The sequence below is a fragment of the Streptomyces sp. NPDC044921 genome (genome assembly GCF_056432865.1).
In genome coordinates this window covers 488,884-512,723 of sequence record NZ_JBWKIF010000001.1, presented here as the reverse complement: position 1 = coordinate 512,723, position 23,840 = coordinate 488,884, and the positions used below count along the sequence as shown (strand labels likewise).

The 23,840-nt window shown below is 73.5% G+C and carries 23 protein-coding genes; 6 read left to right on the top strand and 17 right to left on the bottom strand.

Features of this window, described 5'->3' with window-relative positions:
- Nucleotides 1-71: 71 nt before the first annotated feature.
- Nucleotides 72-581 carry a CGNR zinc finger domain-containing protein gene (locus AC07DA_RS02435; protein ID WP_479123779.1) on the bottom strand — a complete coding sequence of 170 codons (510 nt, stop codon included), beginning with the start codon at nt 579-581 and terminating at the stop codon, nt 72-74.
- A gap of 117 nt (nt 582-698) precedes the next feature.
- On the opposite strand from AC07DA_RS02435, the gene AC07DA_RS02430 reads away from it, so the two are divergent.
- Entirely contained in the window at nt 699-1,070 is a 372-nt protein-coding gene (locus AC07DA_RS02430; RefSeq protein ID WP_479123777.1) for a VOC family protein, read from the top strand.
- A gap of 14 nt (nt 1,071-1,084) precedes the next feature.
- Nucleotides 1,085-1,477 (top strand): VOC family protein, encoded by a 393-nt coding sequence (locus AC07DA_RS02425; RefSeq protein WP_479123775.1) that lies wholly within the window; start codon nt 1,085-1,087, stop codon nt 1,475-1,477.
- Nucleotides 1,478-1,558: 81 nt separating this feature from the next.
- On the opposite strand, the gene AC07DA_RS02420 is transcribed toward AC07DA_RS02425, so the two are convergent.
- The 4 genes from AC07DA_RS02420 to AC07DA_RS02405 form a co-directional block, all read right to left on the bottom strand.
- On the bottom strand, nt 1,559-2,692 hold the full coding sequence (locus tag AC07DA_RS02420) for a dipeptidase (protein ID WP_479123773.1): 1,134 nt from the start codon (nt 2,690-2,692) through the stop codon (nt 1,559-1,561).
- A gap of 215 nt (nt 2,693-2,907) precedes the next feature.
- Nucleotides 2,908-4,095 carry a dipeptidase gene (locus AC07DA_RS02415; protein WP_479123771.1) on the bottom strand — a complete coding sequence of 396 codons (1,188 nt, stop codon included), beginning with the start codon at nt 4,093-4,095 and terminating at the stop codon, nt 2,908-2,910.
- Nucleotides 4,096-4,100: 5 nt separating this feature from the next.
- Nucleotides 4,101-4,628 (bottom strand): 5-(carboxyamino)imidazole ribonucleotide mutase, encoded by a 528-nt coding sequence (purE, locus tag AC07DA_RS02410; RefSeq protein WP_479123769.1) that lies wholly within the window; start codon nt 4,626-4,628, stop codon nt 4,101-4,103.
- On the bottom strand, nt 4,625-5,764 hold the full coding sequence (locus tag AC07DA_RS02405) for a 5-(carboxyamino)imidazole ribonucleotide synthase (protein WP_479123767.1): 1,140 nt from the start codon (nt 5,762-5,764) through the stop codon (nt 4,625-4,627). The genes purE and AC07DA_RS02405 overlap by 4 nt, the downstream gene beginning before the upstream one ends.
- A gap of 162 nt (nt 5,765-5,926) precedes the next feature.
- Between AC07DA_RS02405 and AC07DA_RS02400 the strand changes: the two genes are divergently transcribed.
- Nucleotides 5,927-6,418 carry a GtrA family protein gene (locus tag AC07DA_RS02400; protein WP_479123765.1) on the top strand — a complete coding sequence of 164 codons (492 nt, stop codon included), beginning with the start codon at nt 5,927-5,929 and terminating at the stop codon, nt 6,416-6,418.
- Nucleotides 6,419-6,422: 4 nt separating this feature from the next.
- Here the strand turns inward: AC07DA_RS02400 and AC07DA_RS02395 are convergent, their stop codons facing one another.
- Nucleotides 6,423-7,700, bottom strand: coding sequence for an ATP-binding protein (locus AC07DA_RS02395; protein ID WP_479123763.1), 1,278 nt, complete (start codon nt 7,698-7,700; stop codon nt 6,423-6,425).
- A gap of 36 nt (nt 7,701-7,736) precedes the next feature.
- Nucleotides 7,737-8,414, bottom strand: coding sequence for a response regulator transcription factor (locus AC07DA_RS02390; RefSeq protein ID WP_030250389.1), 678 nt, complete (start codon nt 8,412-8,414; stop codon nt 7,737-7,739).
- Nucleotides 8,415-8,933: 519 nt separating this feature from the next.
- Here AC07DA_RS02390 and AC07DA_RS02385 point away from each other — a divergent pair.
- Entirely contained in the window at nt 8,934-10,472 is a 1,539-nt protein-coding gene (locus AC07DA_RS02385; RefSeq protein ID WP_479123761.1) for a peptide MFS transporter, read from the top strand.
- 81 nt (nt 10,473-10,553) lie between these two features.
- On the opposite strand, the gene AC07DA_RS02380 is transcribed toward AC07DA_RS02385, so the two are convergent.
- From AC07DA_RS02380 to AC07DA_RS02365, 4 genes are all read right to left on the bottom strand, one after another.
- Entirely contained in the window at nt 10,554-11,546 is a 993-nt protein-coding gene (locus AC07DA_RS02380) for a hypothetical protein (protein WP_479123759.1), read from the bottom strand.
- Between the two features lie 151 nt (nt 11,547-11,697).
- Nucleotides 11,698-12,420 (bottom strand): peptidase, encoded by a 723-nt coding sequence (locus tag AC07DA_RS02375; RefSeq protein ID WP_479123758.1) that lies wholly within the window; start codon nt 12,418-12,420, stop codon nt 11,698-11,700.
- 287 nt (nt 12,421-12,707) lie between these two features.
- The gene (locus AC07DA_RS02370; protein WP_479123756.1) at nt 12,708-13,262 is read right to left on the bottom strand and encodes an ATP-binding protein; all 555 of its coding nucleotides are present in this window, start codon (nt 13,260-13,262) and stop codon (nt 12,708-12,710) included.
- Nucleotides 13,263-13,504: 242 nt separating this feature from the next.
- Nucleotides 13,505-13,882, bottom strand: coding sequence for an STAS domain-containing protein (locus AC07DA_RS02365; RefSeq protein ID WP_425946820.1), 378 nt, complete (start codon nt 13,880-13,882; stop codon nt 13,505-13,507).
- A 238-nt stretch (nt 13,883-14,120) separates the two neighbouring features.
- Here AC07DA_RS02365 and AC07DA_RS02360 point away from each other — a divergent pair, with 238 nt between their 5' ends.
- Nucleotides 14,121-15,047 (top strand): RNA polymerase sigma factor SigF, encoded by a 927-nt coding sequence (locus AC07DA_RS02360; RefSeq protein ID WP_479123754.1) that lies wholly within the window; start codon nt 14,121-14,123, stop codon nt 15,045-15,047.
- Between the two features lie 70 nt (nt 15,048-15,117).
- Here AC07DA_RS02360 and hutI read toward each other — a convergent pair whose 3' ends face one another.
- From hutI to hutU, 4 genes are read right to left on the bottom strand one after another with little or no spacing between them, the layout of a single operon-like run.
- Nucleotides 15,118-16,413: an imidazolonepropionase gene (gene hutI / locus AC07DA_RS02355; RefSeq protein WP_479123752.1), complete on the bottom strand. Its 1,296-nt coding sequence runs from the start codon at nt 16,411-16,413 to the stop codon at nt 15,118-15,120.
- Entirely contained in the window at nt 16,410-17,759 is a 1,350-nt protein-coding gene (locus AC07DA_RS02350) for a formimidoylglutamate deiminase (RefSeq protein WP_479123750.1), read from the bottom strand. The genes hutI and AC07DA_RS02350 overlap by 4 nt, the downstream gene beginning before the upstream one ends.
- Nucleotides 17,756-18,979 (bottom strand): allantoate amidohydrolase, encoded by a 1,224-nt coding sequence (locus AC07DA_RS02345; protein ID WP_479123749.1) that lies wholly within the window; start codon nt 18,977-18,979, stop codon nt 17,756-17,758. The genes AC07DA_RS02350 and AC07DA_RS02345 overlap by 4 nt, the downstream gene beginning before the upstream one ends.
- Nucleotides 18,976-20,640, bottom strand: a complete 1,665-nt coding sequence (gene hutU / locus AC07DA_RS02340) for a urocanate hydratase (RefSeq protein ID WP_479123747.1) — start codon at nt 20,638-20,640, stop codon at nt 18,976-18,978. Before hutU ends, AC07DA_RS02345 begins: the two co-directional genes overlap by 4 nt.
- Before the next feature lie 126 nt (nt 20,641-20,766).
- On the opposite strand from hutU, the gene AC07DA_RS02335 reads away from it, so the two are divergent.
- Nucleotides 20,767-22,119 (top strand): type III PLP-dependent enzyme domain-containing protein, encoded by a 1,353-nt coding sequence (locus AC07DA_RS02335; RefSeq protein ID WP_479123745.1) that lies wholly within the window; start codon nt 20,767-20,769, stop codon nt 22,117-22,119.
- Nucleotides 22,120-22,214: 95 nt separating this feature from the next.
- On the opposite strand, the gene AC07DA_RS02330 is transcribed toward AC07DA_RS02335, so the two are convergent.
- Together AC07DA_RS02330 and AC07DA_RS02325 are read right to left on the bottom strand one after the other, a co-directional pair.
- Complete coding sequence (locus tag AC07DA_RS02330; protein WP_479123743.1) at nt 22,215-22,826, bottom strand: hypothetical protein; 612 nt, start codon at nt 22,824-22,826, stop codon at nt 22,215-22,217.
- Between the two features lie 106 nt (nt 22,827-22,932).
- A complete protein-coding gene (locus AC07DA_RS02325; RefSeq protein ID WP_479123741.1) occupies nt 22,933-23,775 on the bottom strand; it encodes a MurR/RpiR family transcriptional regulator in 843 nt (280 codons plus the stop codon).
- Nucleotides 23,776-23,840 lie beyond the last annotated feature (65 nt).

Below are 23,840 nucleotides of genomic sequence, written 5' to 3'. Positions count from 1 at the left end.
CGGCCGAGGCTCAGTCGGCCGAACCGGCGTCTTGTTGCATTCTGCCCCACCGGGCCCGGGTGCGGGGCGGGTCACGCCCCCTTGGCCCGGTAACGGCGCATCTTCGCCCGGGCCCCGCAGACCTGCATCGAGCACCAGCGGCCGCGGCCGGCCGGACTGCGGTCGTAGTAGGCCCAGTGGCAGTCGGCGGCCTCGCAGGCCTTCAGGCGGTTCCAGGTGCCGGCGACGAGGGCCTCGGCGACGGCGGCGGCCACGCGGGCGTGCAGGGAGGTGCCGTCGGCGGGGACGAGGGCGGCCGAGCCGTCCGCCGGGTCGACCCGGACGACCAGCGGTGCCCCGGCCAGGAGTTCGCCGAGCGGGGGAACCTCGCGGTGCGGCGGGTGGCCGGCGTGGGCGAGGAGGACGGCCCGCAGTGACTCGCGCAGGGCGCGGGCGCCTTCGGCCTCGTCGTCCCGGGTGATCCCGAGGCGCGCCCGGCCTTCCGGCGTGTCCAGCGCGTCGGCGCCCGACTCGATGTCCAGCGTGTTCACCAGGGCCTCGACCAGGGCCAGGCCGCCGGGCGCGGGCGATCTCTCCGTCATGGCTGGACCGTACCTCTCGCGAATTCCCTCGCGAGGTTACCGCCGATACGGGAGCATGAGGTAACGGTTACCGGTTACCCGCCTCTTATGGGTAACAGCGACTTCGAGGAGGAAGTCATGGCTCTCGCCAAGATGGGTGTCGTCGTCCTGGACTGTCCCGACCCGCGCGCCCTGGCGGGCTTCTACGCGGAGGTGCTCGGCGGCACGCCGACGGTGGAGACCGACGGTGCGGACGAGTGGGTGGACCTGAAGGTGCCGGGCGGACCGGCGCTGGCGTTCCAGGCCGCGCCCGGGTACGTGCCACCGCGGTGGCCCTCGCCCGAGCACTCGCAGCAGTTCCACCTGGACCTGGTGGTGGAGGACCTGGACACGGCCGAGAAGGGCGTGCTGGCGCTCGGCGCGAAACCGCTGGACACAGAGGACCGGGAGCGCAGCTTCCGGGTTTACGCCGACCCGGCCGGGCACCCGTTCTGCCTCTGCGCCTGCTGAGTCCGGGAGGCTCCATGTCCGCTGTGGCACGTTTCCGTTCCGTGGTCGTCGACTGCCCCGACCCGCGCGCGCTGGCCCGCTTCTACGCGCAGGTGGGCGGCGGCACGCCGGAGGACGACGACCCCGACTGGGTGGTGCTGCGCGTCCCGGGCGGGCCCCGGCTCGCCTTCCAGCGCTCGCCGGGCTACACGCCGCCGGAGTGGCCGCGGGCCGACCGCAACGCCCAGCAGTTCCACCTGGACTTCGACGCCGGGTCGACCTGGGAGGAGATGGACGCGGCCGAGGAGCGGGTGCTGGCGCTGGGCGCGCGGGTGCTGGACCGGGAGGACGACGAGAAGAAGGGCTTCCGGGTGTACGCCGATCCGGTGGGGCATCCGTTCTGCCTGTGCCGGATCGAGCACGACTGACCCGGCGTCGCACGGCTGACACAGTCGCACGGCTGACACCGCGTCGCACGGCTGACGGGCCCGTCCGGGTGGGCGGGCCCGTCAGCCGTCCAGGTCCGAGATCGTCGCCGTGGACGGTGCGCGGCGCTGCTGGGCGGCGCGGGCGGTGAAGTCGGCGCCGCGCAGCACGCGCTGGACGTTTCCCCAGGTCAGCAGAGCCACATCGGCCTCCTCCCAGCCGCGGCGCAGCAGTTCGGCGACCAGCCGCGGGTAGCAGGAGGTGTCGCCGAGCTCCTGGGGGTGGGCGGAGCCGGTGTCGTAGGTGCCGGACAGGCCGACGCTGTGCGCTCCGGCCACGGCCCGGATGTGGTCCAGGTGGTCGGCCACGTCGCGGACGGTCGGACCGGTCTGCTCGGCGGTCAGCGGCACCAGGCACAGGCCCTTGGCCGCGCCCAGCTCCGCCAGCAGGTCGTCGGGGAGGTTCGCCGGGTGGGGGCGCACGGCCCGGGCGGCGGAGCGGCTGCACAGCACGGGCGCCCGGGAGAGGCTGAGGGCGCGGCGCAGGGTCTGCGGTGAGGCGCCGGAGAGGTCCGCGATCACGCCGAGCCGGTTCATCTCGCGCACGACCTCCTCGCCGAACCGGGTCAGCCCCGCCTCGCTCGCCCAGGACACCCCGGTCAGGGTCAGCACGCGCAGGCCGAGCAGGTGCAGCTGGCGCAGGATGCCCACGGAGTCGCCCACGGCCGAGGCACCGGCGGGGCCGAAGAGCACGGCGACCCGGCCGCAGCTGCGCGCGTCCACGACCTCCCCGGCCGTGGCGGCGGGGCGCAGTCCCTCGTCGCAGCCGCGCAGGACGGTCTTGGCCAGGTCCAGCTGCTCCAGGGTGGCGCCGACGGCCCGGTCCCCGTCCAGCCCCTCGGGCAGGTGCAACGACCAGAACAGGGTGCCGACATGGCCCTCGCGCAGCCGGGGCACGTCCGTGTCGACGGTGCTCTCGCCGAGCTCCAGGTCGTAGTAGGACAGGCGCTTGAGGGCCCAGGGCAGTCCGTTGTAACCGTCGGCGACGGGGTGCGCGGCGAGGATGGCGTGCGCCCGGGTCATCGGCGCGTCGTCCGGGTCGGAGACGGGCTCGTAGGACTCCGCCGTGACGACGGCCTCCTCGGGGTACGGGCCGGCCAGGTCGTCGAAGTCGCCGGCCGCGGCGGTGGGGCGCAGGTCGTCCTGGAGATCTGCCATGGCGGCTCCCGTACGGTCGTTCGTGAGGTACGGTCACCGTCGCACGGCGCGGGGGGCGGTTCCTGGTGGGAGCGGCGTTCGGGGTACGCCCCGGTACGTCACGGCCGCCGTCGCTGTCCCCTGCGGCTCGGCGCGCCGCTGAACCCGGTGCGCGACCGGTACCTCATCGACGGGGGCGGGGCGGCCGGCTGCACCGGCTGCCCCGCCCCCGGCGCTCAGGAGGCGGGCGCGTCCAGCGACTCGATCGTGGCGTTGGACGGCGACCGGGTCGCCTGAAGCCCCCGGGCCACGTCCTCGGCCGCGTCCAGGACCCGCACCGCGTTCTTCCAGGTCAGCTTGGCCAGGTCGGCCTTGGACCAGCCGCGGTCGAGCAGTTCGGCGATCAGGTTCGGGTAGCCGGAGACGTCGTCCAGGCCGTCCGGGGTGAAGGCCGTGCCGTCGTAGTCGCCGCCGATGCCGAGGTGGTCGACGCCGGCGACCTCGCGCATGTGGTCCAGGTGGTCGGCGACCGTGGCCACCGTGGCGACCGGGCGCGGGTGGCGCTCCTCGAAGGCGCGGTGGACCCTCATGGCCTCCGCGGTGGTGTCGAGGTGGTGGAAGCCGTGGGCGCGCATGTTCTCGTCGGCCGCGGCCGTCCAGTCCACCGCCGCCTGGAGCACGAACTTCGGCACGAACGTCACCATCGCCACGCCGCCGTTGGCGGGCAGCCGCTCCAGGACGTCGTCCGGGACGTTGCGCGGGTGGTCGCACACGGCCCGGGCCGAGGAGTGGGAGAAGATCACCGGGGCCGAGCTCGCGTCCAGCGCGTCCCGCATGGTCGTCGCCGCCACGTGGGAGAGGTCGACGAGCATGCCGAGGCGGTTCATCTCCCGCACGACCTCGCGGCCGAACGCGGTGAGGCCGCCGGCCCGCGGCTCGTCGGTGGCGGAGTCCGCCCAGTCGACGTTGTCGTTGTGGGTGAGCGTCAGGTAGCGCACGCCGAGGCCGTACAGGCCGCGCAGGGTCCCCAGGGAGTTGGCGATGGAGTGGCCGCCCTCCGCGCCCATGAGCGAGGCGATCCGCCCCTCGCGGCGCGCGGCCTCCATGTCGGCGGCCGTCAGCGCGGGGCGCAGGTCCGCCGGGTGGCGGGCCAGCAGCTGCCGCACGCAGTCGATCTGCTCCAGCGTGGCCGTGACCGGGTCGGCCGCGTCCGTGCGGACGTACACCGACCAGTACTGCGCACCGACCCCGCCGGCCCGCAGCCGGGGGATGTCGGTGTGCAGGTGCTCGCTCTGGTCGACGGCGACGTCCCGGGCGTCGAGGTCGTAGCGGACCTGCTCGCGCAGGGCCCAGGGCAGGTCGTTGTGCCCGTCGGCCACCGGGAACTCCGCCAGGAGTTCCCGGGCCGCCTCCCAGGACGTCACCGCCGTCACTTCCCCGCGCCGAAGCCGAAGCCGCCCGTGCCCTCGACCTTGGCGCGCAGGCGCTTGCCCTTCTCGGTGGCCTGGTCGTTGAGCTCCTGCTGGAACTCGCGCATCCGGACGCGCAGTTCCTCGTCGTGCGCGGCGAGGATCCGGGCCGCCAGCAGGCCGGCGTTGCGGGCCCCGGCGACCGAGACCGTGGCGACCGGGACACCGGCCGGCATCTGCACGATCGACAGCAGGCTGTCCATGCCGTCGAGGTACTTCAGCGGCACGGGCACGCCGATGACCGGCAGCGGGGTGACCGAGGCGAGCATGCCGGGCAGGTGGGCGGCGCCGCCCGCCCCGGCGATGATCACCTTGAGCCCGCGGCTGTCGGCCTGCTCGCCGTAGGCGACCATCTCGCGCGGCATGCGGTGCGCGGAGACGACGTCGACCTCGTAGGCGATCTCGAACTCGTCGAGGGCCTTGGCGGCGGCCTCCATGACGGGCCAGTCGGAGTCCGACCCCATGACGATGCCAACAACGGGGCTCATTCGGTGATGGTGCCTCTCAGGTAGCCGGCAGCGTGACGGGCGCGCTCCAGCACGTCGTCCAGGTCGTCGCCGTAGGTGTTGACGTGACCGACCTTGCGGCCGGGCTTCACGTCCTTGCCGTACATGTGGATCTTGAGCTGGGGGTCGCGGGCCATGCAGTGCAGGTACGCCGAGTACATGTCCGGGAAGTCGCCGCCCAGGACGTTGACCATCACGGTCCACTTCGCGCGCGGGCGCGGGTCGCCCAGGGGCAGGTCCAGGACCGCGCGGACGTGGTTGGCGAACTGGCTGGTGACGGCGCCGTCCATCGACCAGTGGCCGGAGTTGTGCGGGCGCATCGCGAGTTCGTTGACGAGGATGCGGCCGTCGCGGGTCTGGAACAGCTCGACCGCGAGGTGCCCGACGACCCCGAGCTCCTTGGCGATGTTCAGCGCCATCTCGGAGGCTTCCAGGGCCAGGGCCTCGTCGAGGTCGGGCGCCGGGGCGATGACCGTGTCGCAGACGCCGTCGACCTGCCGCGACTCCACGACCGGGTAGGCCACGGCCTGGCCGTGCGGGGAGCGGACGACGTTGGCGGCGAGCTCGCGGACGAAGTCGACCTTCTCCTCGGCGAGCACGGGGACCCCGGCCCGGAAGGGGGCGGCGGCCTCCTCCACCGAGTCGACGACCCACACGCCCTTGCCGTCGTAGCCGCCGCGGACGGTCTTCAGGACGACGGGGAAGCCGTCGCCCTCGGCCGCGAAGGCGGCCACGTCCTGCGGATCGGACACGATCCTGTGGCGCGGGCAGGGCACGCCGATCGCGTCGAGCCTCGCGCGCATCACCCCCTTGTCCTGGGCGTGCACCAGCGCGTCCGGGCCGGGGCGCACGGGGATGCCGTCCGCCTCCAGCGCCCGGAGGTGCTCGGTGGGTACGTGTTCGTGATCGAAGGTGATCACGTCGCACCCGCGCGCGAACTCGCGCAGCGTGTCGAGGTCGCGATAGTCGCCGACGACGACATCGCCCACGACCTGCGCGGCGGAGTCCTGCGGGGTGTCACTGAGGAGCTTGAACCTGATGCCGAGCGGGATGCCAGCCTCGTGTGTCATACGCGCGAGCTGGCCCCCGCCGACCATGCCGACTACCGGGAACGTCACGCCCCCAGGGTATCGGCCGCGCCAGGGTGGCCGGTTTCCCGTCCCTTGCCGCCCCGGTCCGGACCGTCTCCGGCCCTCCACCGGCATCCACAGGAAGATCGCGCGCGAGGGTGGTTAGCATGGCTGGGTTGACGCCAACCACGGACGGGGGCCTGCACGACCATGGGACATGGTGCTTCGCGGCTCCGGCGGCTCGTCCACGAGATCGCCAAGTTCGGCGCGGTCGGCGGGGCCGGCGTGCTGGTCAACCTGCTGGTGTTCAACCTCGTGCGGCACGTCACCGACCTCCCGGTGGTCCGCGCGAGCGTCATCGCGACCGTCGTGGCGATCGTCTTCAACTACGTCGGCTTCCGGTACTTCACCTACCGCGACCGCGACAAGACCCGCCGCACGCGGGAACTGAGCCTCTTCCTGCTGTTCAGCGCGGTCGGGCTGGTCATCGAGAACGGCGTGCTGTACACGGCGACCTACGGCTTCGGCTGGGACACCCCGCTGCAGAACAACGTCTTCAAGTTCGTCGGCATCGGCGTCGCCACGCTCTTCCGCTTCTGGTCGTACCGCACGTGGGTGTTCCGCGCGCTGCCCGCGCGGGAGGCGGTGGCGGACGCGGAGTCGATCCTGGAGCGGGAGCGCACCCGGCAGCGCGTGCCGTAGCCGGTCAGCGGATCGTCGGCCGGTCGTCGCCGTCCTCCGGCTTGCGCAGCGCCGTGCGGGACAGGAACAGGCCGAAGACCGGGGGCTTGGTCTGCAGCATCTCCAGACGGCCGCCGTCGGCCTCCGCCAGGTCGCGGGCGACGGCGAGGCCGATGCCCGTGGAGTTCCGGCCGCTGATCGCGCGCTCGAAGATGCGGGCGCCCAGGTCGGCGGGGATGCCGGGGCCCTCGTCCGTGACCTCGATGACGGCCTGGTTGCCGGTGACACGGGTGCGCAGCGCGACCGTGCCGCCCCCGTGCATCAGGGAGTTCTCGATCAGCGCCGCCAGCACCTGGGCGACCGCGCCGGGCGTGCCGACCGCCTGGAGGTGCCGCTTGCCGGAGCTGACGATGGCCCGGCCGGCGCTGCGGTAGGCGGGGCGCCACTCGGCGAGCTGCTGCTGGATGACCTCGTCGAGGTCGAAGGTGACGGCGGAGCCGGTGCGCGGATCACGCGAGTTGGTCAGCAGCCGTTCCACCACGTCGGTGAGCCGCTCGACCTGGGTCAGCGCGATCGTCGCCTCCTCCTTCACCGTGTCCGGGTCGTCGGTGAGGGTGATCTCCTCCAGCCGCATGGACAGCGCCGTCAGCGGGGTGCGCAGCTGGTGGGAGGCGTCGGCGGCGAGCCGCCGCTCGGCGGTCAGCATGCGCGCGATGCGCTCGGCGGAGCCGTCCAGCACGTCCGCCACCCGGTCCAGCTCCGGCACGCCGTAGCGCTTGTGCCTCGGGCGCGGGTCGCCCGAGCCGAGCCGCTCGGCCGTCTCCGCGAGGTCGGTCAGCGGCGACGCCAGCCGGTTGGCCTGCCGGACGGCCAGCAGCACCGCGGCCACCACCGCCAGCAGCGCCACCAGGGCGATGATCAGCAGGGTCCGGCCGACCTCCCGGGTCACCGAGGAGCGGGGCTCCTGGACCGTGACCGTCTCGCCCTCCTCGCCGGGCGCGGTCGCGCTGATGACGTCACCGGACGGCTTGGGGCCGATCTCGATGGGTGCCTCGCCGGGGATGTGGATGACCGCGTAGTAGCGGTCCTGGGTGATCTGGCCGCGCAGGGCCTCGGCGTCGACCTGCTGGGCCCCGAAGAGCCGGCTGTCGACGATGCTGGCCAGCCGCACCGCCTCGGACTCCACGCGCTCCTGGGCGCTGTTGCTGATCGTCCGCGTCTCGACGATGACGAGCGAGACCCCGAAGACGGCGATCACGACGAGCACCACGGCGAGCGTGGACTGGATGAGTCGGCGGCGCATGTCCTGTTACCCGATCGCCCGTTCCCGGCCCGCGGCTCAGCTCTTCTCGAAGCGGAAGCCCACGCCGCGCACGGTGGCGATGTAGCGCGGGTTGGCCGCGTCGTCGCCGAGCTTCTTGCGCAGCCAGGAGATGTGCATGTCGAGGGTCTTGGTCGAGGACCACCAGGTGGTGTCCCAGACCTCGCGCATCAGCTGGTCGCGGGTGACGACCCGGCCCGCGTCGCGCACCAGGACCCGCAGCAGGTCGAACTCCTTGGCGGTGAGCTGCAGCTCCTCCTCGCCCATCCAGGCGCGGTGCGACTCGACGTCGATGCGCACGCCGTGGGTGGCGGGCGGCTGCTGCGGCTCGGCGGCACCGCGCCGCAGCAGGGCCCGGACGCGGGCGAGCAGCTCGGCCAGCCGGAAGGGCTTGGTGACGTAGTCGTCGGCGCCCGCGTCGAGCCCGACGACCGTGTCCACCTCGTCGGCGCGCGCGGTGAGGATGAGGATGGGGATGCTGTGGCCTTCGCCACGCAGGCGGCGGGCCACCTCCAGACCGTCCATGCCGGGCAGACCCAGGTCGAGCACGACCAGGTCGACGCCGCCCTGCATTCCGGCATCGAGAGCGGCGGGTCCGTCCTCACGCACCTCCACCTCGTAGCCCTCCCGGCGCAGAGCACGGGCCAGCGGCTCCGAGATGGACGCGTCGTCCTCGGCGAGCAGTACTCGGGTCATGGGGTGATGGTAGACCTGCGGGCCCCGGGCCGGGGTGTGACCGGAAGCCTCGGTTCTTACCGGACCCACACCGCGTTCTTACGCACCCGGGCACCGGGCACGAACCTCTGCCTTTGGGGTGGGATCCTGGTAAGGACCTTGGAAAGAGGGTCCGCGGTTCCCTCGCCACCTGTGATTCGCGTCTCAAGTCCTTCCATATGCGGCGGTGTCCTGCCGTATGGTGAATCGACGCCTGTAGCACCCCTGGCGACCTTCGGAGGCCGTTGGCCCTGGAGGTCTCTTTTGTGTGCGGGCCGGTTCGCCGCCGGCCCCCCACGTTGGAACGACCTGTGGCCGGGCCTCGGCGCGTGGCGACGCGCGTAGAGGTGTGGATCCCGGTGGCGACCGCCCACCGCTCCGTGTTCCGGAGCGGACCCCCGTAGGCGTCGGGCGGACGGCCGTACGCACCGGTGCCGGCAACCCCCACCGGGCGCACCACCGCTGTCGCGGAAGGCGCGTCCCGAGCAGCAAGGAACGACCATGGCGTCCAGCCTGACGAAGGACTCGGCCCGCCCGGGCACCCCCGGCTCCGAGAAGACCTTCTTCGGCCACCCCCGCGGACTGGCCACCCTCTTCATGACCGAGATGTGGGAGCGGTTCAGCTTCTACGGCATGCGTGCCCTGCTCGTCGTCTACCTGATCTCCGGCGGCCCGGACGCCAAGAAGGGCAGCATGGGCGGCGGTCTGGGCATGGACCTCGCCACGACGACGGCGATCTACTCGGTGTACCTGTCGATGGTGTACCTGCTCGCGATGCCGGGCGGCTGGCTCGGCGACCGGGTCTGGGGTCCGCGCAAGACGGTGGCGATCGCGGCCGTCACGATCATGGCGGGCCACCTGGTGCTGGCCCTGCCCGGCGGCGAGGCGCCCTTCTTCGCCGGTCTGGCGCTGGTGGCGCTCGGCTCCGGCCTGCTGAAGGCCAACATCTCCACGATGGTCGGCCACCTCTACGACGGGCCGGACGACCCGCGCCGCGACGGCGGGTTCACGATCTTCTACATGGGCATCAACATGGGTGCCTTCTTCGCGCCGCTGATCATCGGCACCGTCGGCCAGCAGGTCAGCTGGCACCTCGGCTTCGGACTGGCCGCGGTCGGCATGGGCATCGGCCTGATCGCCTTCCTCCTCGGCACCCGCAACCTGAGCCCGCGAAGCGACATCGTGCCCAAGCCGCTGGCCGCCGAGGAGCGCACCGCCTGGCTGCGCAAGGGCCTGCTGTGGCTGATCGTGGCGACCGTCTTCTACGGCGTCGTCGGCTTCACCGGCCACTTCACGCTCAACTGGGCGATGATCCCGCTGACGGTGATCGGCCTGGTCGTCCCGGCCGGCGTGCTGTTCCGCATCAAGCGGGACAAGGAGCTCAGCGACGTCGAGCAGTCGAAGATGACCGGCTACATCTGGTTCTTCGTCGCGGCCGCCGTGTTCTGGATGATCTACGACCAGGGCGGCTCCACGGTCCAGGCGTTCGGTACGACGAAGGCCTCGGGCTCGCTGCTCGGCTTCGACTTCCCGTCCTCCTGGTACCAGTCGCTGAACCCGGTGTTCATCATGGCCCTGGCCCCGGTCTTCGCCTGGTTCTGGCTGTGGCTGAACCGCAAGGGCAAGGAGCCGAGCACGGTCGCCAAGTTCGCCGCGGCGCTGTTCTTCATCGGCGTCTCGTTCTTCTTCTTCCTGCTGCCGCTGGGCATGGCCGACGGCGACACGCTGGTCAGCCCGATGTGGCTGGTGGGCATCTACCTGATCCAGACCGTCGGCGAGCTGTGCCTGTCCCCGGTCGGCCTGTCGGTGACGACGAAGATGGCCCCGGCCAAGTACGCCAGCCAGATGATGGGCGTGTGGTTCCTCGCGGTGACGGCGGGCGACTCGGTGACGGGTCTGCTCTCCAACCCGGCCGTCGGCGGCGTGGACCTGAGCGGCGCGGGCGCGGTCGCCGTGGAGGCCGCGCTGGCCGCCCTGGCCGGTGTCGCGGTGTACATGTACCGCCGGAAGGTCAAGGCCCTGATGGGCGACGTCCACTGACGCCGGCCGCCGGACCCTGAAGAGGGCCGCCGCACCTTCGGGGTGCGGCGGCCCTTTCGCGCGCTCGCGGTGTCCAGGCCCTCACGGCCTGCGGGACCCCGGCGGACCGGCGTCCGGGGCGACCCACGGGAGAGCGGAGCGGCGCCGGGGCGGGGCGGGCAGGAGCGGGCGGCGGGCGGGACGGGCCGCGTGGCCGGGGCGGCGGGGGCGGGCCCGGTCGATCACGGCCAGCGCCAGGCGGAACAGCGCCGCCGGCACGACCAGCAGGACAAGGGCCCAGAACAGGGTCACGCCCCAGGGGCGGCCGACGCCCCAGGGGTGCTCGGCGAGGACCTTGCCGCCGTACTTCAGGGACACGGTGTAGTCGCCGTGCGCCCCGGCCGCGAGTTCCACGGGCAGCTCGACGCGGGCCTTCCCGCCGGGCGGGATCGTGCCGCGCCAGCGCTGGTGGTGCCACTGCGGGGCGTAGACGCCGTGCGCGGTGCCGACCTGGAAGACCGGGTTCTCCACGGGGGACGTGCCGACGTTGCCGACGGTGACCACGAGGGTCCGGGACGGCGGGGAGCCGAACCACGTGAGCAGGCCGCCGGAGCCGCGCAGGCGGGTGCCGGCGAGCAGCGAGAGCCGTCCGCCGGACGGTTCGGCGGGCAGCGGCTCGACGGTGTGGCCGGCGACCCGGAGGGCCGCGTCGGCCTGTGTTCCGGCGCCGGTCGCCGTCGCCACGTGCACCACGCAGGGGCAGGGCACGGGCGGCTCGACCACGGGCAGGGTCCGGCGGAAGCGCCCCTCGGCGTCGGTGGTCACGGCCCGTCCGTCGGCGTTGGCGCAGGAGTTGGTGCCGCCGGTCACGCCCCGGTCCGGCTCGGCCTGTCCGCACACCAGCAGGGTCAGCAGGGCGCGGGGGCGCCAGCCGCTGCCCGAGACGGTGATCACGCCGCCCGTGCCCGCCTGCGTCCGGGACAGCTCCACGACGGGCCGCTCCACCGCGCCGACGGGACCGGCACCGGCCGCCACGAGCGCCAGCACCAGCAGGACGGTCAGGGGCAGGGACGTGAGGCGGGGGGTCAAGGGCATCTGCGACTCCAGCGGCAGCGGTCGTCGGGACGACGTGCGGACGGCTCCGGCGCGCCTGCGGACGACGGCTCGGCCCGCGGCGCGCCGGCGCCCGGGCTCGGCCGCCCGCCGGAGCCCGGTCGCCCGCCCGGGCTCAGCGGCCCGCCCAGGCTCAGTGGCCCGTCCGGGCCCAGTGGCCTGTCCGCGCGGCTCGTTGACGGCGGGTCAGCCACAGGGTGCCCGCCGCGCCGGCGAGCAGGACCGTGCCGCCCAGGGTGCCGAGGGCGAGCGCGGAGTCCTCGGGGCCGGTCCGTGGCAGCGCGGCGCCGGAGCCCGAGCCGCCGCCCCGGTCCGCGCCCGTCGAGCCGGTCGTGCCGTCACCGGTCGCGGCCTCGACGTCCAGGGTCAGGGACGGGGCCGGGTCGTTGGTCGGCGTGCACGTGGTGGTCGTACCGAGCGCCTTGATGGTGAGCACGCCCGCCGTGAAGGTGACCTCGCCGCTCTTCTCCGGCGTGTACGTCCCGCTCAGGTCACTGATCTTGATCGGTGTGTTGGCCGGTATGGCGGCGTCGTTGGCGGGCCCGGTCACCGTCAGGGCGCCGCTGTCCGCGCCGCCCAGGGCGATCGTGGCGCTCGGCGTCATCGCGCCCTTGCCCAGTTCGACCGGGCTGGAGGAGACGCCCTTCTGCCAGGACATGGTGATCCGGTAGCCGCCGCCGCTCTCGACGCCCTCGATGTCGATGGGCGAGACGGCGCTCTTGTCGCCGATCGGGGTCCTGCACTGGTAATCGACGTCGACGACCTCGGCCCGGGCCACGGGGGCGGCCATCCACACCGCCGAGCCGGCCAGGGCCGCGGCGGACGCGAGCGCGGCGGTTCGTTTCCGGTACGACACGGTGCCGCTCCCCTTCCTGTTCCTGACGGCGCATCAGATCGGGCCGTCAAGGTACGCCCGGCGGGATGAGGAGGGAAGACACAGGGCGCGCCGGATCCGTGGGGACCGGGCGCGCGGTGCGTGACGCGTGAAGGGATGCGGAGGGGTCCGGAGGGGACGGAGTGGTGCGGAGGGGACCCAGGATGCGGACGACGTGCGGCGGAGGCCGGGCGGGCCCGGGTCACCCGTTCGGCGGTACCGCCGGGCGCTCATTGAGGCGGGCGTCCGGCGGCGCGCGGGACCCGTCGTCAGGCCGGTGCGCCCAGTTCCGCCCACACCGTCTTGCCGCCGACCCCCGGCGTGCGGACGACGCCCCAGTCCAGGCACAGGCGCTGGACGATGAACATGCCGTGGCCGCCGGGGCGGCCCGCCCGGTGGGGGGTGCGGGGTGCCGGCTGGCCGGTGCCGCGGTCGGTCACCTCGACGCGGATCACCTTGTTGTCGCAGGTGATCTGGAGCTGGTCCGGCCCTTCGGCGTGCAGGCAGGCGTTGGTGACCAGTTCGGAGACGACGAGCAGGACGTCCTCGGCGGCGGCCCGCTGGTCGGCGGAGGCGGCGGGCAGCCAGCCCCACGCGTACAGCGCCTGGCGGGTGAAGTCGCGTGCGAGCGGGACGACCCCGCTCTCCCCCTCGAAGCTCAGCCGACGCACCTGCCGGCCCCCCGGGGGCGCCGCGGCTCCGTCCTGTGCGGCCGTTCCCCCGCCGGCCGGACCGGCCGCCGTCACGCCACCCTCGGACGCCCCGGAAGCGCCGCTGGGCTCCGGCCCGCGGTCGCCCGGCGAGTAAGGCCGGGTGGTGCTCATCAGCGCTTCACCTCACCGATTCACCAGTTCACGATTCAAAAGCTTCAGTACACAGTCAGTCACGCAGTGGGCGGCACGTCGGTTTCACAGCACCCCCGCTCATCCCGCGGCCGACAGGCTCAGGATGACTCCTGCCCGGGCGGACCGGGGGAACACCCCTGTATTGCGCACGAAACGCGTGACGGGGGCAGGACACCGGTCACAGGGGGGTGTCAGAGGCGCGGCGGACCGGGGCACGCCGGTCAGCCCGACTCGTCGGCGAGAGCCGCCTCGAGCGTGTCATGGACGCGGAAAACCGCATCCGCCCCGGTGATTTCGAACACGCGTGCCACCACCGGCTGCATCCCGGCGAGCGTCACACCACCACCGGCGGCCTCGGCCTTCAGTCGTGCCCCGAGGAGCACGTTCAGCCCCGTGGAGTCGCAGAACTCAAGGCGCGCGCAGTCGATGACCAGGCGCTTGAATCCCTTGGCGAGACAGTCCTCCAGTGGCTCGCGCAACAGATCGGCGGTGTGGTGATCCAACTCACCCGCCGGGGTCACGACGGCACTGGGGCCCTCTTCCCGCACCTCCACCAGAAGCCGGCCAGACTGTGCGCTGCCGACCGTCCCGCGGTCCATGCCGTCTCTCTCTCCCGACGTCGTGGCTGTTCCTGACGCCCTCGAACACTACGCCTTCCTCACACGCTTCGACACCCGAACAACCACACACAAACGGACATATGCCCACACAACGGACTTGCGGTCGGCTCGGGAAAGCGGGTAGGCCTAGTAAGGACACGTAACCGACACGGCCGGCTTTGGAGGCGCCGCACACCGCAGTGCACGTACTGGCTCCGGCAGCCATATGCCGAGAACGATGGAGGACATCATGTCACCCCGGCTCGACGCATCGCGTACCCAGGAAGCGACGTCGACACCCCCTCCGGAACATCTGGATCCCATCGAGCAGGACGAGACGCTCGTCACACCCGACGACCTTCTCGCCGGACTTCCGGACATCCCCCCGTACGAGGAAGTCGACGCGGTCGACGCACGGGCCCTGTCCAAGACCCTCTTCGAGCGGCTGGAGTCGCTGGAGGAAGGGACGCCCGAGTACTCGTACGTCCGCAACACGCTGGTCGAACTGAACCTGGCGCTGGTCAAGTTCGCCGCCTCCCGGTTCCGCTCCCGCAGCGAGCCGATGGAGGACATCATCCAGGTCGGCACCATCGGCCTGATCAAGGCGATCGACCGCTTCGAGCTGTCCCGCGGTGTCGAGTTCCCCACGTTCGCGATGCCGACCATCATCGGTGAGATCAAGCGCTTCTTCCGCGACACGTCGTGGTCCGTGCGGGTGCCGCGCCGGCTCCAGGAACTGCGGCTCGACCTGGCCAAGGCCGGTGACGAGCTGGCGCAGAAGCTGGACCGCGCCCCGACGGTGCACGAACTGGCCGAGCGGCTCGGCATCTCCAACGACGAGGTCGTCGAGGGCATGGCCGCGTCCAACGCCTACACCGCCTCCTCGCTGGACGCCCAGCCGGAGGAGGACGACTCCGAGGGCGCGCTCGCGGACCGCATCGGCTACGAGGACCACGGGCTCGAAGGCATCGAGTACGTCGAGTCGTTGAAGCCGCTGATCGCGGAACTCCCGCCGCGCGACCGGAAGATCCTGTCGCTGCGGTTCGTCGCCGGCATGACCCAGTCGGAGATCGGCGAGGAGCTCGGCATCTCGCAGATGCACGTCTCGCGTCTGCTGTCGCGGACGCTGGTACGGCTGCGCAAGGGGCTGACGGTCGAGGAGTGATCCTCACCGGGTGATCGTGTCCTCCGGGGGCGGGCCGCAGGGCCCGCCCCCGACGCGTGCCCGCGGCCCGTCACACCACGCGCTCTCCCCGCCGCCACACCCCGGTCACCAGCGGCACGCCCGGCCGGTAGGCCAGATGAACGTGGCTCGGCGCGTCGAGGAGGAGCAGGTCGGCGTACGCGCCCGGGGTGAGGCGGCCCACGTCGGTGCGGCGCAGGGCCGCCGCGCCGCCCGCCGTGGCCGACCAGACGGCCTCGTCCGGGGTCATCCCCATGTCCCGGACGGCGAGCGCGACGCAGAACGGCACGGACGAGGTGAAGGACGACCCGGGGTTGCAGTCCGTGGACAGCGCGACCGTCACGCCCGCGTCCAGCAGCCGCCGGGCGTCCGGCCACGCGGCCCGCGTGGAGAACTCGGCGCCGGGCAGCAGCGTGGCCACCGTCCGGCTGCCCGCCAGGGCGTCCACGTCCGCGTCGGTGAGGTGGGTGCAGTGGTCGGCGCTGGCCGCGTCGAGTTCCACGGCGAGCTGCACACCGGGGCCGTGGGAGAGCTGGTTGGCGTGGATGCGCGGGTGCAGCCCCCTGGCCTTGCCCGCGGTGAGGATCGCGCGGGCCTGGTCGCCGTCGAACGCGCCCTGCTCGCAGAAGACGTCGATCCAGCGGGCGTGCGGCGCGCAGGCGTCGAGCATCTCGCCGGTGACCAGGGCGACGTAGCCGGCCGGGTCCTCGGCGTAGTCCGGCGGGACGATGTGGGCGCCGAGGTAGGTGACCTCGTCGGTGTGGGCGGCGGCGATGCGCAGGGCGCGGGCCTCGTCCTCGACGGTCAGGCCGTAGCCGGACTTCGTCTCGAACGTGGTGGTGCCCTGGCGGAGGGCCTCGGCGAGGTAACGGGTGACGTTGGCCTCCAGTTCCCCGTCGCTCGCCGCGCGGGTGGCCGCGACCGTGGTGCGGATGCCGCCGGCGCTGTACGGGCGGCCCGACATGCGGGCGTCGAACTCCTGCGTCCGGTCGCCCGCGAAGACGAGGTGGGAGTGCGAGTCGACGAAGCCGGGGAGCACGGCCCGGCCGCCGGCGTCGACCCGGTTGTCAGTGGCGGGTGCTTTCCTGTGATCACCGGTCCACACGACGCGGTCGCCCTCGATGGCGACCGCCGCGTCGTGGACCAGTCCGAGGGGGGAACCGTCACCGAGGGAGGGGTCGTTGGTGACCAGGGCGGCGATGTTGGTGATGAGCGTGCTGGCGGTGCTCGCGGAGTGGGCGGGGCTGACGGTCGTCGCGTTGCTCATGGCGTCCTTGGTGGCCTGGTCGGCGGTGGGGTCGGGGGCGGGGGCGGAGCCTGACCGCCCGGGCGGGCGGCCCGGTCTCATGCGCGCAGGGCCGCGACGGCGTCGGCGAGTGCCCGCGGCACGTCCGGCACGAGCGTGTGCGCCCCGTCCCGGACGACGTGCCGGCCTGCCACGACCGTATGCGACACGTCCGCTGCCGACGCGGCGAATACGGCCGTCTCGGCCCCGAGCCGCGGAAGCGGCCCTGCCGTCCTGACCGAGTCGAGGGCGATCGTCGTGAAGTCGGCGAGCGCGCCGGGCTCCAGGGCGCCCGCCTCGTCCCAGCCGAGGGCCGCGTGGCCGTCGGCGGTCGCGGCCCGCAGCAGGGCGGCGGCCGTCCAGTGCCCCCGGGTACGGGTGCGCAGGCGCTCGTTCAGCTCCATCGCCCGCGCCTCCTCCAGCAGGTCGATCACGGCGTGGCTGTCGGAGCCGAGGCTGAGCGGGGAGCCCTCGTTCTGCAGGGCGGCGGCGGGCCCGATGCCGTCGGCCAGGTCCCGTTCGGTCGTCGGGCACATGCAGGTGCCGGTGGAGCTGGCGCCGATGAGGGGGATGTCCTCGGCGGTCAGGTGGGTGTTGTGGACGCCGGTGGTGCGCGGCCCGAGGACGCCGTGCAGGGCGAGGAGCTGGGTTGGGGTGCAGCCGTGGGCCTCGCGGCAGGCGTCGTTCTCGGCGGTCTGCTCGGACAGGTGCACGTGGAGCGGGGCCCGCCGCTCCTCGGCCCACCGCGCGACGGTCGCCAGCTGCCCGGCGGGCACGGCCCGCACGGAGTGGATCGCCGCGCCGATCCGGGCGTGCTCCCGCTCCTTGAGCAGTGCGCAGCGCGCGGCCCAGGCGTCGGCGTCCCCGTCGGAGAAGCGGAGCTGGTGCCGGTTGGGCGGCTGCCCGAAGCCGGAGGAGAGGTAGGCGGTGTCGAGGAGGGTGATGCGGATGCCGGCCTCGGCGGCGGCCGCGATCAGGGCCTCGCCCATGGCGTTGGGGTCGGCGTACGGGGTGCCGCCCGGGGCGTGGTGCACGTAGTGGAACTCGCCGACGGCCGTGATGCCGGCGAGGGCCATCTCGGCGTACACCGCGCGGGCCAGGGCGTGGTAGGTGTCCGGGGTCAGCCGGTCGGCGACGGAGTACATGACCTCGCGCCAGGTCCAGAAGGTGCCGGAGCCGACCTGGGCGGTGCCGCGCAGGGCCCGGTGGAAGGCGTGGCTGTGGGCGTTGGCCAGGCCGGGGAGGGTGAGGCCGCGCAGGGGCTCGGCGCCGGGGGGCGGGGCGGTCACCCCGGTGCGGACGGCGGTGACGCGGCCGTCGGCGGTGTCCAGGGCGACGCCCGGCTCGACGTGGGTGCCGAGCCAGGCGTACTCCAGCCAGTAGGTGCGGCTGTGCTGGGCGGGCGTCACGGGCAGGCCAGTCCTTCCAGTACGTCGGCGAGGGCGAGCACTCCGGCCACGCAGTCGTCCTCGGCGGCGAACTCGGCCGGGGAGTGCGAGACGCCCGTGGGGTTGCGCACGAACAGCATGGCGGTCGGGACGCTGCCGGAGAGGATCCCGGCGTCGTGTCCGGCGCCGGTGCCGAGGACGGGGACGGTGAGCTGCGGGTCCCGGTCCTTGCCGAGGATGCGGGCGAGTTCGTCGCGCAGGGCGTGGTCGAACTCGACGACGGGGGTGAAGGACTCCCGGGTGACCGCGAGTTCGGCCCCGTGGGCGGCGGCGTACTCCCCGGCGGCCTTCCGCACCCCGGCGACCACGGCGTCCAGGCTGTCCTGGTCGGCGGCGCGCGAGTCGAGCCAGCCGCGCACCAGGGAGGGGATGGCGTTGACGCCGTTGGGCTCCACGGCGATCTTGCCGAAGGTGGCGACGGCCCCGGCGAGTTCGGCCTCGCGGCGGGCGGCGAGGACCGTCTCGGCGTAGGCGAGCATGGGGTCACGCCGGTCGGCGAGGCGCGTGGTGCCGGCGTGGTTGGCCTCGCCGGCGAAGTCGAACCGCCAGCGGCCGTGCGGCCAGATGGCGCTGGCGATGCCGACGCGGTCGCCGGACAGGTCCAGGGCCCGGCCCTGCTCGACGTGGAGTTCGACGAAGGCGCCGATGCGGGCGAGCCGTTCGGGGTCGGGGCCGATCGACTCCGGGTCGTGGCCGGCGGCCTCCATGGCCCGGGGCAGGGTGGTGCCGTCCGCGTCGGTCAGCCGGTGGGCGTCGTCGACGGTGAGCTGTCCGGCGGTGAGCCGGGAGCCGACGCAGGCGAGGCCGAACCGGGCGCCCTCCTCGTCCCCGAAGTTGACGATGCCGAGCGGCCTGGTGGGCTCCGCTCCCCTGGCCCGCAGCTCGTCGAGGGCGGCGAAGGACGACACGACGCCCAGGGGCCCGTCGAAGGCGCCGCCGTCGGGGACGGAGTCCAGGTGCGACCCGGTGACGACGGCGTCGCCGCGGGCGGGATCGCCGAGCCAGGCCCACTGGTTGCCGTTGCGGTCGGTCTCGTAGGCCAGCCCGCGGGACTCGGCCTGCTCCCGGAACCAGGCCCGGCAGTCCAGGTCGGCGCCGGTCCAGGCGAAGCGGCGGTAGCCGCCGGAGGCGGAGCTGCGGCCGACCGGCAGCAGCTCCGCCCACATGCTGTGGAAACTCACGCCTGGTCACCCTCGCGCATCGGGACGCGGACCCCGCGCTCGGCGGCGACGGACTCGGCGATGTCGTACCCGGCGTCGACGTGCCGGATGACGCCCATGCCGGGGTCGTTGGTCAGGACGCGGCGGATCTTCTCCCCGGCGAGCGGGGTGCCGTCGGCCACGGTCACCTGCCCGGCGTGGATCGACCGGCCCATGCCGACGCCGCCGCCGTGGTGGAGGGAGACCCAGGACGCCCCGGAGGCCACGTTGACCATGGCGTTGAGCAGCGGCCAGTCGGCGATCGCGTCGGAGCCGTCGAGCATGGCCTCGGTCTCCCGGTAGGGGGAGGCGACGGAGCCGCAGTCGAGGTGGTCGCGGCCGATGACGACCGGGGCGGCCAGCTCGCCGCTCGCGACCATGTCGTTGAAGCGCTCGCCGGCCTTGTCGCGCTCGCCGTAGCCGAGCCAGCAAATGCGGGCGGGCAGGCCCTGGAAGCGGACCCGCTCCCCGGCCATCCTGATCCAGCGGGCCAGGGACTCGTTCTCCGGGAAGAGGTCGAGGATCGCCTGGTCGGTCTTGGCGATGTCGGAGGCCTCGCCGGACAGGGCGGCCCAGCGGAAGGGGCCCTTGCCCTCGCAGAACAGGGGGCGGATGTAGGCGGGCACGAAGCCGGGGAAGGCGAAGGCCCGGTCGTAGCCGGCGAGTTTGGCCTCGCCGCGGATGGAGTTGCCGTAGTCGAAGACCTCGGCGCCGGCGTCCTGGAAGCCGACCATGGCCTCGACGTGCCGGGCCATGGACTCGCGGGCGCGGGTGGTGAAGCCGGCCGGGTCCTTGGCGGCGTAGGAGGCCATCTCGTCGAAGTCGACGCCGAGGGGGAGGTAGGCGAGCGGGTCGTGCGCCGAGGTCTGGTCGGTGACGATGTCGATGGGCGCGCTCATGGCGAGGAGTTGCGGGACCAGTTCGGCGGCGTTGCCGAGCACGCCGATGGACAGGGGGCGGCGGGCGTCGCGGGCCTCGGTCGCCAGGGCGAGGGCGTGGTCCAGGCTGTCGGCCCTCACGTCCAGGTAGCGGTGCTCGATGCGGCGCTCGATCGCGCGCGGGTCGCAGTCGACGCACAGGGCGACGCCGTCGTTCATGGTCACGGCGAGGGGCTGGGCGCCGCCCATGCCGCCGAGCCCGGCGGTCAGGGTGATCGTGCCGGCCAGGGTGCCGCCGAACCTCTTCGCGGCGACGGCGGCGAAGGTCTCGTAGGTGCCCTGGAGGATGCCCTGGGTGCCGATGTAGATCCAGGAGCCGGCCGTCATCTGGCCGTACATGGTCAGGCCCAGCTGTTCGAGGCGGCGGAACTCCTCCCAGGTGGCCCAGTCGCCGACCAGGTTGGAGTTCGCGATGAGGACGCGCGGGGCCCACTCGTGGGTCCGCATGACGCCGACCGGGCGGCCGGACTGGACCAGCATGGTCTCGTCCTGCTTCAGGCCCTGCAGCGTGCGGACCATCGCGTCGAAGGAGCGCCAGTCGCGGGCCGCCTTGCCGGTGCCGCCGTAGACGACGAGCTGGTCGGGGTGTTCGGCGACCTCCGGGTCGAGGTTGTTCTGCAGCATCCGCAGGGCGGCTTCCTGCTGCCATCCGAGGGCGCTGCGTTCCGTTCCACGCGGCGCTCGGACGGGGCGGGGTCCGGACATGGTCTGCCTCCTGGTGGGTCTCCCGGCGGATGTTGGTGCTCCTATTCACATCCTGGACTCATGAATAGACCTAGTCAATACCTCGGGAGGTCGGCGCCGCCGTGGCGTGGATGTTTGGCTGGACGCATGGGTGCACACAGGGAAGCGGACGAGGCGGGCGGCTCCGGGGCCGGGCGGGCGGCCCGGCGGGACGAGGCGGTGCGGGCCGCGATCGAGCAGGGGCTGCTGGGGCCGGACCGGCCCCTGGTGGGGCTGCTGGACGTGACCGGCATCCGGGAGTCGGCCGCGCAGCTGCGGGCGGCGTTCGAGGCGGTGACCGCGCCGGGCACGCCCGTGCTGCACGCCTTCGCGGTGAAGGCGACCCCGCTGGTGCCGGTGCTGCGGCTGCTGCGGGACGAGGGTGTCGGCGCGGAGGTGGCGAGCCCGGGCGAGCTGGCGCTGGCCCGGGCGGCGGGAGTGCCGGCGGAGATGACGGTGCTCGACTCGCCCGCCAAGACACCGGCCGAACTGCGCGAGGCGCTGGACCTGGGCGTCGCGGTCAACGCGGACAACCCGCAGGAGCTGGCCCGCATCGACCGGCTGGTGCGCACGCGGCCCGGCCGCTCCCCGCTCGGGATCCGGGTGAACCCGCAGGTCGGCGGGGGTGCCATCGAGGCGCTGTCCACGGCGACGGCCACCTCCAAGTTCGGGGTGGCGCTGCGGGACGAGGGGGCGCGGGAATGGGTCGTCCGGGCGTTTGTGGACCGGCCGTGGCTGACCCGGCTGCACACGCACACCGGCTCCCAGGGGGTCCCGCTGTCCCTGATGGCCCGGGGCGTGGCGGAGGCGTACGCGCTGGCGGAGGAGATCAACCGCAGGGCCGGGCGGCGGCAGGTCGACACGCTCGACATCGGCGGCGGGCTGCCGGTGAACTTCGCGTCGGACGCGACGACACCGACGTACGCGCAGTACGCGCGGACGCTGGCCGGGGAGGTGCCGGGGCTGTTCGACGGGCGGTACGGGCTGGTCACCGAGTTCGGGCGGTCCCTGCTGGCGAAGCACGGGACGGTGGTGGCCCGGGTCGAGTACGCGAAGACCTCCGGCGGGCGGGCGGTGGCGGTGACGCACGCCGGGGTGCAGGTGGCGGCCCGGACGGTGTACGCGCCGGGCAGCTGGCCGCTGCGGATCGCGGCGTACGACGCGAAGGGCCGGGCGAAGGAGGGGCCGGTCGTGGTGCAGGACGTCGCGGGGCCGGCCTGTTTCGCGGGGGACCTGCTGGCGCAGGGGCGGTCCATGCCGCTGCTGGAACAGGGGGACTACGCGGCGGCGCTGGACACGGGGGCGTACTACTTCGCGCACCACTACGGGTACAACTCGCTGGTGCGGCCCGGAGTGTACGGGTTCTGGCCCGGGGGGCGGTTCGCGGTGGTGCGGGAGGCGCAGACCGTACAGGAGGTCGTCGCGGAGTCCGGCGGGGCCCAGGTGGACGCGTTGGCCTGAGCGCCGCGGGAGTGCCGTGGTGGGGCGGCCGCGGGGGCGTGGGGGCTGATCGCGCAGTTCCCCGCGCCCCCGAGGGGGCGTGTCCTCGCCGTCGGTCAGACGAGGGCCGGTGTCTTCCTGCGCGTTCCGCCGGGGACCGCCGTCTTCCTGCGCGTTCCGCCGGGGGCCGCGTCGCCCGCCGCGATGCCCGTGCTGCGGAACGCCTTGACCCGCTTGCCCGTCGGGCGGGCCGCGCCCGCGCGCAGCCAGTCCACGCGGACCCACAGCAACGCCTCGTCCGCGCGCTCGCGGCGGCCCAGCCAGGCCGCCTTCAGCCACAGGCCCGCTCCGCAGCCGGCCAGCAGCATGCCGCCCGCGGCCGGCAGCGCCAAGGAGGTGCCCAGGGCGGCCAGGAACGCCAGGAGGAGCCACCAGCGGTGCGCGCGGCGCCAGTTGCGGGCCGTGACCGCGCGGTCCTGGAGCACGTCGTGCTTGCCGGCCCGGGCGGCCGACGCGGCCAGGGCCGTGTAGCGCTTGCGGCGGGCGGTGGACACCACGGCCGCGGCCAGGAGGAAGAGGGCCGCTCCCGCCAGCACCCCGATACGGCGGCCGGTGAGCCCCTCGGGCAGCAGGCCGATGCCGGCCGCCAGTACCCCCAGCCACCACAGCGGGGCGGCACCCGCCCGTACGACGACGGCCACCCGGGCCAGTCCATGTCCTCCGCGCATGACGCATCAGCCTCCGTCCGGTACCCGAAGTGTCTGAAGAGTGTTGTAGGAGACGCAGGTTAGCGACGCAACGTGAGACGAGGATGAGAAGCGGGAGCGGGTGCCGTCAGTCGACGAACAGGCCGCGGGCCGCCGCCTTGGCGTCGAACTCCTCCAGGCGGGCCTGGGCGTCGGGCAGGCCGTCGCACATGGCCTCCAGCAGGACGCGGCCGAGCAGCATCGGGGCGCAGGCCGTGTCGAAGACCAGGCCGGTGCCGACGGCGGCGGGGAGGAGCAGGTCGGACACCTTGGCGACGGGGGCGAAGGCGGAGTCGGCGACCGTGACGACGGTCAGGCCGGTCTCCTTGGCGTGGGCGAGGGCGTCGACGACCTCACGGGGGTGCCGGGGCAGCGCGAAGCACAGCAGTGCGGAGGCACCGGCGTGGGCGGCGGCGTCGATGCGGTCGGCGAGCATCGTGCCGCCCTCGTTGAGGAGCCGCACGTCGGGGTGGACCTTGGCGGCGAAGTAGGCGAAGCCGTGGGCCTGGGCGGCCGCCGCCCGCAAGCCCAGGACGGGCAGCGGGCGGGAGGCCGCGAGCAGACGCCCGGCCCGCCGCACGGGCCCGGGGTCGGCCAGCGCCTCCGCCAGGTGCCGCAGGTTCTCGATCTCGGCCTCGACGGCCTGCTGGTACTCGTTGGCCGTCCCGGCCTCCCCCGCGGGTTCCGCGGGGGCGACCTCGCGCAGGTGGCGGCGCAGGGCGGGATAGCCGTCGAAGCCGAGGGCGACGGCGAAGCGGGTCACGGAGGGCTGGCTGACGCCGGCCAGCTCGGCGAGTTCCACGCTCGACAGGAACGGCACGTCGGCGGCGCGGCGCACCATGCTGTGCGCGATGCGCCGCTGGGTCGGCGTCAGCCGGTGGCCCTCGAAGAGCGCCTGCAGCCGCGCGGCAGGGCTGTCGGTCGCGCTCATGGCGTGCTCCCCCTCGCCTATTCAGTAGCTGAGGATTCTGCATGAGCATATGCAGACCGGCAAGC